At 45.3% G+C, this 12593-nt stretch carries 11 protein-coding genes; 8 read left to right on the plus strand and 3 right to left on the minus strand.

Translation table 11 applies throughout. The features are described 5' to 3' along the window. Nucleotides 1-378: 378 nt before the first annotated feature. The 3 genes from IX95_RS08850 to rplY form a co-directional block, all read right to left on the minus strand. Nucleotides 379-2217 carry an Lnb N-terminal periplasmic domain-containing protein gene (locus IX95_RS08850; RefSeq protein WP_051912512.1) on the minus strand — a complete coding sequence of 613 codons (1839 nt, stop codon included), beginning with the start codon at nt 2215-2217 and terminating at the stop codon, nt 379-381. Nucleotides 2218-2234: 17 nt separating this feature from the next. Continuing rightward, nucleotides 2235-2720 carry a DUF3015 family protein gene (locus IX95_RS08855; protein WP_021456807.1) on the minus strand — a complete coding sequence of 162 codons (486 nt, stop codon included), beginning with the start codon at nt 2718-2720 and terminating at the stop codon, nt 2235-2237. Between the two features lie 411 nt (nt 2721-3131). Beyond that, a complete protein-coding gene (rplY, locus tag IX95_RS08860) occupies nt 3132-3410 on the minus strand; it encodes a 50S ribosomal protein L25 (protein WP_006962536.1) in 279 nt (92 codons plus the stop codon). Nucleotides 3411-3753: 343 nt separating this feature from the next. On the opposite strand from rplY, the gene IX95_RS08865 reads away from it, so the two are divergent. The 8 genes from IX95_RS08865 (at nt 3754) to IX95_RS08900 (ending at nt 12574) form a co-directional block, all read left to right on the plus strand. Then, nucleotides 3754-4482: a glycosyltransferase family 2 protein gene (locus IX95_RS08865; RefSeq protein ID WP_038158892.1), complete on the plus strand. Its 729-nt coding sequence runs from the start codon at nt 3754-3756 to the stop codon at nt 4480-4482. A gap of 18 nt (nt 4483-4500) precedes the next feature. Continuing rightward, a complete protein-coding gene (locus IX95_RS08870; protein ID WP_038158895.1) occupies nt 4501-5775 on the plus strand; it encodes an LssY C-terminal domain-containing protein in 1275 nt (424 codons plus the stop codon). A 109-nt stretch (nt 5776-5884) separates the two neighbouring features. Next, nucleotides 5885-6544 (plus strand): winged helix-turn-helix domain-containing protein, encoded by a 660-nt coding sequence (locus IX95_RS08875; RefSeq protein ID WP_038158898.1) that lies wholly within the window; start codon nt 5885-5887, stop codon nt 6542-6544. After that, a complete protein-coding gene (locus IX95_RS08880; protein WP_006962532.1) occupies nt 6537-6986 on the plus strand; it encodes a hypothetical protein in 450 nt (149 codons plus the stop codon). Before IX95_RS08875 ends, IX95_RS08880 begins: the two co-directional genes overlap by 8 nt. A 192-nt stretch (nt 6987-7178) precedes the next feature. Next, on the plus strand, nt 7179-8381 hold the full coding sequence (locus tag IX95_RS08885) for an efflux RND transporter periplasmic adaptor subunit (RefSeq protein WP_038158900.1): 1203 nt from the start codon (nt 7179-7181) through the stop codon (nt 8379-8381). Further along, a complete protein-coding gene (locus tag IX95_RS08890) occupies nt 8368-11436 on the plus strand; it encodes an efflux RND transporter permease subunit (RefSeq protein ID WP_038158902.1) in 3069 nt (1022 codons plus the stop codon). Before IX95_RS08885 ends, IX95_RS08890 begins: the two co-directional genes overlap by 14 nt. Before the next feature lie 3 nt (nt 11437-11439). Then, the gene (locus tag IX95_RS08895; RefSeq protein ID WP_038158903.1) at nt 11440-12129 is read left to right on the plus strand and encodes a winged helix-turn-helix domain-containing protein; all 690 of its coding nucleotides are present in this window, start codon (nt 11440-11442) and stop codon (nt 12127-12129) included. Then, on the plus strand, nt 12122-12574 hold the full coding sequence (locus IX95_RS08900) for a hypothetical protein (protein WP_006962528.1): 453 nt from the start codon (nt 12122-12124) through the stop codon (nt 12572-12574). Before IX95_RS08895 ends, IX95_RS08900 begins: the two co-directional genes overlap by 8 nt. Nucleotides 12575-12593: the final 19 nt, after the last annotated feature.

Genomic DNA, 12593 nt, shown 5'->3' on the forward strand with positions numbered 1-12593 from the left:
CTCGCCTAATGCGAGGCTTGCTTAGATTAGATTTCCTTATGGCTATCTATAAGGCCAAAAACACATTTAGGTGCATAAACGAGTTAGAAAAGTACGTTCGGATGCAGGCCACAAGCTAGCACCAAATGCAGTTATCTTCGGCCAAGTAATAGACGTTGTACTGTTAAAATGTAAACAGGCTAATTTGCGGTTAGTAGCCATCGGGGTTTCGAATTTTTAGGAGTCTCGGTTGGTAAGGCAAATATTCTTTTTGCAAAAGGCTGGATGTAATCCGATTTAATTCCTTGGTAGGGAATTAGATGCGAGTGAAACCCATGTTTCCAACTTTTGGCTTGTAAGCGTGACGTTGAACGCTTTGAGTAGCATGGATAGAGTAACTTAAAAGTATCGGTTGTAATGAACCCCTACTAGCTTGTCGTAACTTTTCTCGATGTTTATACGAATGTCTGCTTTATTGCTGAGGCTGTAGCGTGCGTCCCCGTAAAAAATAAAGTCCCAGCCATTACCATCCCAACCAATTGAAGGAACCACTCTCAGGTGTGTTTTCCAGCTATCAGACCAGCTATAAAGCACCCCTGTCGGAAGTTGAAATTCAGAGTCATCAAAGTAGGTGAAATCGACTTGTCCACCAATCATAGAGTAAGCTGAAAGGCTGCTAAACCGGCGTTCAGCTAGACCTAAGTAACCTTTGAAGTATGGGCGATAACACTCTTCATCGTGGCATTCGCTATGTTCAATTGAGAGAGCCAATTGCCATGCTAAGCGATCGTTTTCAAACAAATCCACATCATTGGTGTTGAGTGAAGCTACATTAAGCAAATCCAGCTTTTTAAGACGGACCTTGTCATCGGTTATGTGCAGCTCAGTGTCCAAAACCGTAAGAGCAGAATCTTTTAGTCGAGCAACATCAATAGACAGAAAATCATAATAAGCACCATAACCCCGCAGACTGACATATCCTTTGTAGCTGTCACTATAACCTGCACCCATACCAAGATTGATGGGTAGCTGAGCTAAATGGGGTGGCTTGGCCTTGCTCTCCGGCCAGTCCACACTAAAGCTATCCAACTGTAGCCTCGCCAGCAACAACTCTCGCTTCTGTTCTTTGTAGTTGTTATTAGCTTCATTTTTTGTGACTAACAACAATTCTGTGTACTCGGTTAATACATCTAGAACCTTGGCTTTTTCATACTCAGAAAAATCACTCGACTGCATAAAAGATTCCAGCTTTGAAATGTCTTTGGCAATGATGAGTGCTCGCTGCCTTTCTGAATTACTTAAGGCGAGGTACTTATTTTGAATACGGCTGTACTTAGACTGACGTTGATTGACCTTTTTCACTAAAGGTTGCCCATGATGCTTAGCATCCGGAAGAGCGTGGAATATATCAATGGGCATGTCCCACGGCTGAATCCCGGTATCTAGGGGCTGATCCAGCACAATACTCAAAATGTCCTTAAACGCAGTAGAGCAGTTGTCGCTAAGGAAGTAATAGTTGAAATCTACATCCTGCAGCTCAAACAGGTGCGCCTGTATTAGCGCCACTTCTTGTTTGGTCAGGCTTAGTTCATATTCCCACAGCTCCCGTTGCTCATTCTCAGCATAATTACCAGTATGAAGATAGTAAGTTGCAGTGGTGTAAGTGGCACTGTAGCCACCAAAAATACCATACAGTACATACTTCACAGGGTTGTCGTCAGGGTGCGCATTCGCGCCAAAGTTGATACCTGTATCGAGTAGTTCGATATCCGTTTGATTGTCGCCCTGGCGGTTAAATTTCATCATCAGGTGACCAAAAAAGGAGGCGGGGTTTCCTAGGTATCCCGTTACATAAACAAGACTGACCGACTCGGTTTTGCTGTGCTGAATCCATTGTTGATAGTCTTCGCAATCTTGTAAAGACAGGGCTAAATCAGCACCGAAGTTGTCCTTAACCCAGATGTAACGGGCAGGGTAGCGGCAGTGTGCCATTGCTGAAGGTGTCATAAAAGCGCTGAGAGTAGCGATCAATTCGGCTTCTGCATCAACGCTGCCGTTTTCGGAAAGGAAAAAGTCTGGGCTGGAGATGGTACTGCTGCCATCTTTAAAGTGCAGCAGTTTGGACCACTGATTTATCTGTTTTTCACTAAGTGAAGCTGACCCCGATGCTGGCCAGGAGGACAGTAGTGTTATAGAGAGCAATATGCCCAAACAAGACGACACGCCAACGCGTATCATCTGTTTGCTAATATGGGCTAAGATGCCGCGCACTGCTGTGAAGCATGTTTTGCCACAATTCGGTAATAGCTGTCAGCCTTCTCATGGTGAGGCATTTCAGCATAGTTATCATTTGCCAGCACTTTTGCAAAATCACTTCGGATTCCCTGACGGACTATCTTTTGCTCTTTTTGTCCGCATTCAAGGATATTCAGCATCGCAAGCATATGCTCACCTTCACCTTGAACCGTTTCTTGTTCAAGTTCCGGGTAGGTTCTGTCGATAAACTGTGCAGCAGCATAAAATGGGCCCGAGCATGAACCTGGGGTTGAATAATAAGAGATAGATGCGGTAGTACCTAAGTCCCACGTAACGTTGGTAGTAACGGCAAGCCAGCCGTTAGCATAGCCGTTGGCAACCCAGTGCCCTAAACCACATCCTTTATAGATGCCATCTAGTGAAGCATTAGCGTGTGGTAGGTAAGCAAAAATGCTTAACAGCAAAGCTAGGATTCTGTATTTCAAAATAAACTCCCTTTATTTAAGCTGGCAAGAGTCGAGCAAATTAAAAATTAATCCGCTTGTTTTTATACTCTAGATGCAAAAAAACAAAAAAGTGAAAAGAAGTTTCCTTTGGGAGTGCTTTACACCTCTGTTTGAGAGTTTATCTACAAAAAGGCACATACCTAGCAGCGTGTCTGTGAACCTGCAGACAAACGACATGTTGAGGTAGACAGTTTAAATGTAAGTAGGCCAATTAGAGTTTAGTGGGTACATGATTTGCAGGAGGGTAGAGGTTTTTCTACAGCTCAAAAACGGTGAAACCCCGATGTTGGTAGCATCGGGGTTTCGAATTTTTAGAAGTCTCGGTTGGTAAGGCCGATATTCTTTATGCAAAAGGTTGGATTTAATCCGATTTAATTCCTTGGTAGGGAATTAGATGCGGATGAAGTCCATGTGCTCAACTTTTGGCTTGTAAGCGTGACGTTGAACGTCTTGTGGCTTAACTTTAACTTCAGCACCGTCGATCACTAGAACGATACCTTCGTAGAACTCAGGCTTGTCCATTTGGTTAACAACGTCGTCGTGGTTGAGAACGATAGATACTGGCGCAGCCTCACCACCGTAAACGATAGCAGGGAATTGACCAGCGTGACGTAGGCGGCGGCTCGCACCTTTACCTAGTTCAGTACGTACTACTGCTTCAAATTTCATAGTATTTACTCTCAAATATGAAAAAAATAACGTCACATTCTGCGATGCGACCTCGCGTGAATGTGGTAAACGCTTTCGAGTAATTGGTAGTAACTCTTCAAGCGAGCGCGGATACTATCACTCTCTCGATTTTCCCGCAATAGAAAACCCGTTTAACTGGCTATCTTTTGAGTAAATATTTTCAGTCGCTTACCGTTGTTTGAGGCAGGCACAAGATACTTACATTTTTACACCTAAACAAGCGGTCAATATGAACCGAATCTGAACATTCTTCTCACGCGTGATTAAGTCTCACCACGGTATTGTTCATATCGTGAATGATAGATTGATTGAGGAGTTCGATATGGGACCAGTAAGTATTGTTGTTATTACCTTGAATGAAGAAAAGCGCATTGGGCGTTTGATGGAAGATTTGAGCAAGCAGACGCATCGTGACTTCGAAGTGATTCTCGTTGATTCAGACAGCGAAGACGCGACTAGAGAAGTGGCGAGCGCATATGAGGCTTCTTTACCTGCATTGACCGTGCATAAGATGGATACTCGTGGTGTGAGCCTAGGGCGTAATACGGGCGCGTCTATGGCAAAGCATGAGCGTTTGTTGTTTCTCGATGCGGATGTACGACTAGCGCCAAACTTCTTAGCTAACGCCGTCAGCCAGCTGGAAGAAAAGCAGCTTGAGGTAGCAGGTGTGTATATGGGCGCCAAAGATCTGCCTGTGGTACACAAGCTGGGTTATGGTTTGTTTAACTTAGGTCTGTTTACGACGCAGTTTATTTTCCCCACCGCGGTTGGGGCGTGTATTTTTTCGACCAAACGCGTACATGAACAACTGAATGGCTTTGATGAGCAAATCGTATTGTGTGAAGACTGTGACTATGTGAAGCGCGCCAGCAAAACATGGCGGTTCCGCTTCTTGAATCTGACGTTCGGCTTTGATCCTCGCCGTTTAGATCAAGATAGTATTTTCAAAATGGGTATGACTTACTTTAAAGCCAACGTGCGCCGTTTCTTCTTTGGTGAAATGCGCAATAACGAGATGGAATACAAGTTCGGCCACTACAAAGAACAGTAATACTCAGGGACTTTGGTTATGTTTGAAGGAGCTAGTCTGTTTGTTGGGGCCTTACTGGATGCGCTGATAGGCCCCAATCTATTTGTACCGGGAGAGCCTTTCCTTATCGCAGCGGGTTATCAGTTGCATCAGGGGGTTATTACTGGCGTCTTCGCGGTACTGCTTGGTGGTTTTCTTGGCGATCAGGCGAGCTATTTCATTGGGCGAAAAGTAGGCGTGCCTGCTCAGAAAAAATTGATTAAGTGGCAGCCTAAGACCAGACGCCCGATAGCCCGATGTCGCCATCTGATGGCAAAGCGAGGTAACACGGTATTGGCGTTTGCTCGTTTACTTGGGCCTGTAGCATGGGTCGTCCCGTTTATTGCGGGCACCAATAAGATTACCTGGGCGCGATTTAGCGTTTTTTCTTCTATTGGGCTGGTACTGGGCGTTGGCCAGTTTGTGATGTGGGGTTATCTGCTCGCTTATGGCATCGATAAATTTCCAATGATCGCTGAAGTCAAAGCCGTCATTGTTGAGTACCAAGCCAGCCTCATTGCCGTTGCTGCCAGTCTGGTTTTTCTGTTTATTGGTAAACGCTTAAAGTGGCGTTTGATGTTGCCTAAATTCTCGTTGTTTCTGCTGGGTGCGATGCTGTACGCCAACTACACGCACTTTTTCCATATGTCCGATGACTTTGTTGAGCAGACAGGGCCGGCTCCAAAAATTGCACCCACTGCGCTGAAGTTCAAAGCGTACCCAGGGAAATCATCGGTATTCGATGCACAGGCTATCAACGTGCTCTATTTTGGCGACTCACCACGTGAGTTGATGTTGCAGCTTGGCTGGATTGAGAATCACACATTTTCACGTCATGACATTGACCCATCCGTATATTTAGATTTGATTAATAACCAGACTCCGCCAGTGTCTGATTTATTTTGGAACCAAACCCCTCAAAATTTGGCATTCCAGCTTCCCGGAGATTTGGTTCAACGAAGCCACATTCGCTGGTGGAAAGGGGGAGTGGACCCACAAAGTCATCAGATGATTTGGCTCGGTGCAATAAGCTATGACAACGGATTAAAATTCACTGCCTATTCGGGCATTTTCACTGTACTGCACAGCATTGATCCAAATGTGGATAAAGAGCGGGATAAACTTGCCCAACAGGTAAAGTCGATATTGCCGCAGCAAGCAATCGCCTTTCAGCCGCTATCTGCACCTACTGCAATCGATGACCAACATGACTATTTTACTGACGGTCAGATATTGGTCATTCAAGAAACAATAATCCCTCAGACTGGAAGCTAGATAACAAAAAGCCTAACGAAAACTCAGTCTTAATCGGTTGAGTTTTTCTTTTTTATAAGTTTTAAGATATGGTTAAGGTATAGAAAGTACCTATATTCAGTCTATTACGATGCTGATAATTAATAATAATCATATTCTCAACTTGCTTGCTGGTTCAGTGGAAGACGCTGATTCCGGTCAGAAAACTATGCTTGGTGGTAACGAAGTTGCACTACTTCAATACATGATTGAGCACCCCCATAAGCCCCTCTCTAAATCAGAACTTTTGGAACAGGTCTGGCATAAAAAAGGCGTTATTGTTGAAGAGAGTAGCTTGCTGCACTGTGTATCAAGCTGCCGAAAAGCACTTCAAGATAAAAACAGCGAAATCATCAGTACGATTCGTGGTGTTGGTTATCAATTTAACGGTGAAGTCAGGGATTACGAACCAGAGGCTTTAGCTGACAACTCTGTTTTATCTTCTTCGGCGGAAAGCGAAGTTCTCTCCGATGTATCTTCAACGGTATTGAAAAAGCGCAATGCGCGCTATCTGGTTATGTTTAGCCTGAGCGCTTTGGCGGGATATCTGCTTGTTTCTACTCTACGTACGCCTTGGATTGAAGCTGACTATACTGAAACCCGTTACTTAGGGTGTACGGTTCAGACAGACGAACCTATTACATTGGCTAATGTCCGTGCTTTCCAGACCGGTAATCAGGTGATCTTGGTTGATCAGGATGGAACGTCAGTCAGTTACCTACCTGAAGAAGTGGAGGTGATTTGTGAATAAGACGATGACGATCACCAGCGTGTTAGCGGGTTTAGCGATTGGTGGAGTGGCAGCTTACGTCAACTCACCGACCATGAATCAGAACTTTGAAAGTCATACGCAAATAGTTATACCCAAGCGAGAAGGTAGTGAGCTGGTTAAAATGCGTGCGTCACTGAACCTGAAACGTTCTGGCCAATACGAACTGTATTTCTTGACTGGGAATCTGGTTGGGTTTAATACCACAGGGCATTATGACTTTGACTCATATGGTTTGTCACTGATGCCAATCTCCGCTGAGCAAGTTGTGCCAGAGGGTAAAAAGTTGAACATTATGGAGACTATGTTCAGTCAACGAGGAATGCATTCAATGGAAGAGTTGAAAGTCATTCGTATCGGTAAGGAGCAAACGATTCTGGTTGCACCAAGATACTCCTACCTGTTTGTCACTGCTGAACAATAATGTTCAAAAATAGTGCAAAAGCCAGCATTTAGATGCTGGCTTTTTTTTGTACGTTTTTTCTTTTAAAAACATGGTTTTGAGGTTTTTTAATAATGGTTCATGATTAAATATCATCCACCTGACAAAGCCCTAACTTAGCAAGGAAAATCTTAGGTATAACAAGCGGCAAGTTTCATCAATTAGAGACAAATCATGAAAAATTCTAAGGCTCTGCCGCTGTCTATTTTATGCACTGCTAGCTCCGTTTATGCCGTTAACGTGATAGCAGAAGATCAAGTTCCTGCGACTCCGGTAACCGTCGAAGTGGTTGCCGAGCAATCAAGTGCAGCTTCACTTAACGAAGTTGGCAAAATTAAAGCAACAGATTCTGCCGCGCTGACGTTCAGTGCTGGTGAAAAACTTAAATCGCTAAAATTCAGCGATGGTGATGTGGTTAAGAAAGGCGAGCTAATTGCTCAACTTGATGATGACCAAGCTAAAGCTGAACTCGATAAAGCAGAGAGCTCACTGGCATTAGCTGAGTCTAAGCTAGACCGTGTGTTGGCATTGCTAAAGAAACAACCAGATTCCATGTCGGCTCAGGATGTAGAAGAGCTTAAACAACAAGCGAACCTTGCGCGTGCTGACTTCCGTCAAAAGAAAACCGACATGCAGAACTACCAATTGGTTGCACCATTTGATGGTCAACTGACTAACTTTACCCATTCTGTTGGTAGTCGTGTTGAAGCAGCAACGGCCTTGGTTAGCCTGATTAAACTTGATCCGGTTGAAGTACATTACTCAATCAGCCAGTCAGAAGTCGGCAAAGCGAAGCTAGGCCAGGCAGTCTCTCTAACCGTCGATGCATACCAAGACCAGACGTTCACTGGCAAGGTAAACTATATCGCTCCACTTGTTGATGAAAGTTCTGGCCGTGTAGAAATTCACGCGCATTTTGATAACCCAGAAAATGCTCTAGTTCCGGGTATGTTCGCCAAGGTTTCTCAAACGATTGGTGAGGCAAACTCACATCTAGTGGTTTCTCAGACGTCTATTGGCGCTGACGGAGACCAGCGTTTCGTTTGGGTCGTTGAAGACAACAAAGCGATCAAGCGTCCAGTCGAGCTTGGTGAAAACACCAATAATGGTTACGTGACGATTGAATCTGGTCTCAAGCTAGGCGAAACCGTTGTTGTAACAGGCCGACAAAACCTTAATCACGAGGCTCCTGTATCTGTTCAAAACACTAAATCACCAGTGACTTTGCCGTCACGCACTTTACCTGCTCAGCCAGTCAAAGAAGCGGAGGCAGAGAAACCTGCCGCTGAACTTCCGACCGAAGTAGAAAAAGAAGAAAAAAAGGTAGCTGAGCCGGCAAACGAAAAGCCAGCGGAGGTAACGAATGAAGCTGCCTGAAATATGTATTAAACATCCAGTGCTCGCCTCAGTGCTGAGCATTGCGATTGTTCTACTGGGGATAGTCTCCTACCAAAAACTTGCGATTCAATATTTTCCAGAGCGCCAGACTGCATCGGCTACAGTAAGCGCTTCAATTACCGGGGCGAGTGCTGAGTTTATGTCACAAAATGTGGCAGAAGAACTCATCACTGCGGTCACAGGTCTCGATAAGATCAAAACGATGACAACGGATTGTCAGGAAGGCAGCTGTTCTCTCAAGATCCAATTTGAAGATGGGGTCAGTGAGGTTGAGTATGCAAGCCTGATGAACAATCTGCGCAGCAAGGTGGATGGTATCTCTGACTTCCCGCCAGCGATGACAGACAAACCGACAGTAACGGATGACTCTTCTGACACGGCAATGCCAAGTAACATTATCACATTCGTTAACCGTGGTGAGATGGAGAAGCAAGAGCTGTTTGACTTCATCAGTCAGCAGATTGCTCCTCAGTTCAAAAACGTACTGGGTGTTGGTGGTGTGTGGGGGCCATATGGTGGTTCCAACCGTGCAATTCGTGTTTGGTTGCAACCTGAGCGTATGGCGGCTCTGAATGTCAGTGCTTCTGACGTAGTAGGTACGCTGAGCACTTACAATGCGACGTTTACTGCAGGTACGATTAAAGGTGAAGTTCGTGACTTCTCAATCAACCCTGTCAATCAGGTAACGTCTATTGAAGATGTGCGTGACCTCGTGATCCGTGTCGACAATGGCAACATCGTTCGTGTTAATGATGTGGCTGACGTTCAAATGGGTGAGGAGAGCCTTGAGCCAAGCATGCTTCATGTTGATGGCGATATGGCGATGTCTCTTCAGGTGTTACCACTTAAATCTGAGAACCCGGTTACGGTTGCGAACCGCGTAAAAGCGGCCATGGAAACCATGGAAGTACCGGACAATGTTGAGATGAAGATGGTCTACAATCAGGCTGACTTTATCGAAGAAGCAATTGACCAAGGGTTTATGACGTTGGTTGAAGCGATTGTTCTGGTATCGGCAATTGTAGTTTTGTTCTTAGGTTCACTGCGCGTTGCAGCGATTCCTTTGATAACCATTCCTGTCTGTGTGATCGGCGTGTTTGGTGTAATGGCAATGCTAGGCTTTAGCATCAACGTGTTGACTATTTTGGCTATTATTCTTGCGATTGGTCTGGTGGTTGATGATGCTATCGTTGTGGTGGAAAACTGCTACCGACATATTGAAGAAGGTCTTTCACCATTTGAAGCAGCACTTAAGAGCTGTAAAGAGATTGTTTTCCCTGTCATCGCAATGACCTTAACGCTGGCTGTGGTGTACTTGCCGATTGGTTTGATGTCAGGTTTGACGGCGGATCTGTTCCAACAGTTTGCCTTTACGCTAGCAGCATCAGTCATCATCTCAGGATTCGTAGCATTAACTCTGTCTCCGATGATGAGTGCCTACATGCTGAAATCAGTGACAACGTCACCAAAGTGGTTCCAGTGGGTGGAAACCAAACTGAACGCCATGACTGACAAGTATATGGTGTACCTGAATGCTTGGTTCAAGCGTCCACGTCAGGTTTTAGCGGGTACTGCAGTACTGACTATTTTGTCTGTTGTTGCTGTATGGTTTATGCCAAAAGTTCTACTGCCTACAGAAGATACTGGTTTCATTGAAGTGACCTCTCATGGCCCTGCTGGTGCTGGTCGTCTATACGACTTGGATAACGCTGACCAAATCAACGCAGTGTTTGAAGGTAACAAAGAGATTGAAGCTAATCTTGCTTACATTGAAACTGCACCGACTAACCACGTGTTGCTGAAACCATGGGAAGAACGTAATAAGAGCGCTGATGAAATCATCAATGAGATGATTGCTAAAGCGAAGGAAACTATTTCGGCTTATACGACGTCTTTCTCTGTACGTTCTGCTGACAACCTTGATGTGGCAGATAATCTGATTCTTCAAGTGACTACCGTTAACCGTGACCTAGACGAGCTGTCTGATACTGCAGCGAAAGTCGTTGAGTTACTTGAGGATTACCCTGGCCTGTCGAACGTTGATAACTCAACGCACCGTGACCAGCTACGATTTGATATGTCGATTGACCGCAATGCGATTGTATTGTCGGGCGTTGATTACGGCAACGTAACCAATGCAATTTCTACTTTCTTAGGCTCTGTGAAGGCTGCCGATCTGCAAGCAGATGACGGATTTACCTACCCAATTCAGGTACAGGTAAACCGCCAAGCGTTAGGTGACTTTAAAGTTCTAGATAAGTTATACGTTAGCTCTGAATCTGGTCAAAGGTTGCCACTGTCTCAGTTCGTATCGATTAAGCCTGTGACGGCAGAATCAAATATTAAAACCTATGGCGGTAAAGACGCTGCAGAGATTACTGCAGACTTGGTACCAGGTTACAGTGCGGATGATGTTCAAGCATTCCTTGATGAGAAGCTTCCAGAGTTACTGAAAGCGGGGCAAAGCTACGAATACGATGGCGCGATTAAAGAGCTTAACGAGTCATCAGCGGGTATGCAGATGCTGTTTGGTCTGGCGCTGATCTTTATCTTCCTGATCCTTGCTGCTCAGTTTGAGAGCTTTGTAGACCCATTGGTTATTCTGATCACCGTTCCTCTGTGTCTGGTAGGTGCGATACTGACGTTAAGTGTCTTTGGTCAAAGCCTGAACCTGTACTCTAAGATTGGTTTGCTGACTCTGGTTGGTTTGGTGACCAAGCACGGCATCCTGATGGTTGAATTTGCCAACCTTAAGCGTAAGGAAGGTGTGGAAGTGATGGAAGCTGCATTGATGAGTGCGCGCTCTCGTCTACGTCCTATCCTGATGACGTCTCTGACGATGATCATTGGTTCGCTTCCTCTTGCTCTGGCAGAAGGGCCGGGTTCATTAGGTCGAGTAAACATTGGTCTGGTTCTGGTCGGCGGTTTGACGATTGGTACTTTCTTCTCGCTGTTCTTTGTACCAATGGCTTATGTCGCGGTAGCAAAGCTTCGCGAAAAAAGCGTATTGCGTAAGCAGCTCGTTGAGGGGTAAAGCATGTTACTGATTAATGAAAGCCATATTCTCGATGTTGAGCAAGGTTATATTCACAGTCAGGGAAGTAATGTTCGTCATCCGATCGGAATCAATGAGATAGCGCTACTGAACTATATGATCGAGCGCACCGGTGAAACACTGACAAAGCATGAATTAATGCATGAAGTGTGGCTAAAGCGTGGCATCGTAGTAGAGAGCAGTAGTTTATTGCACTGTATCTCCAACTGTCGCCGAGCGCTGGAAGATCGCGCTGGTGAAATCATCCGCACGGTTCGTGGTACTGGCTATGAATTTGTGGGTCGGGTCGATGCCTATCAGCCAGCAAACGAAGTTGAGCAAGTTGAAGCAGTTATTCCTGAGGTGGTGGAAATACCTGCCCCTCAGGAACCCAAAGAAACGCTACGCAGTCGTTTGGCGAAATACCGCTCCCAGCTTATTGCAACTGGATTGTTTGTTTTCGGCGCAGTCGCCAGCTACTCAATCATCGAAAATTCGAGCTCACCATTGGCTTATGCATCTTTTGAGCAGCAAGAGTTTGCCTCTTGCTGGTTTACGCCGGAAAACAACGGAGCTAAGGTGCATTACCAGAACTCGACTTTATACGATTTTGGCGAACTAACGTTATTAGTGGACGGCCAAGGTCGCTCTTTGAGTTTCAGTTCAAATAGTGGAGTCATCAGTTGTGAATAAGTTATTAGCCATTGTTCCGCTTATTGCGGGCGTTGCTGTCGGGGCTGCGGTTTCGTACATTGATGACAACCAGCTTAACCGTCATATGATCAGCCACACGGTAGCACATGTGTCATCCACTGATCCGGATGATGATTTTGCTACCACGCTACCAATGAGAATTGAACTGACTCTTAAAGAGAACAGCAGCTACGACGTTTACGCGGTATTGCCTAAAAGTCGTGTTGGATATACCGGTTCAGGCCGATACGAGCTTGATAGTGATGGTGTGTTTTTTGCGATGGAAGAACATCAACCGCTAGATATAGAACCGTTACGTAAGGGTATTATCGAGCAACTGTTCGTAAGACCTGGTTCCTTTGACGGTCACATGAAAGTGGCCAAGTTGGGTGAAAACAATGCGGCACTTGTGGGGCATAAAGTCATATTGCATATGACTTACTAAATCGGCGTTAATCGCAGAC

Source organism: Vibrio sp. B183, from assembly GCF_000740665.1.
GTDB classification, from domain to species: Bacteria; Pseudomonadota; Gammaproteobacteria; order Enterobacterales; family Vibrionaceae; genus Vibrio; species Vibrio coralliilyticus.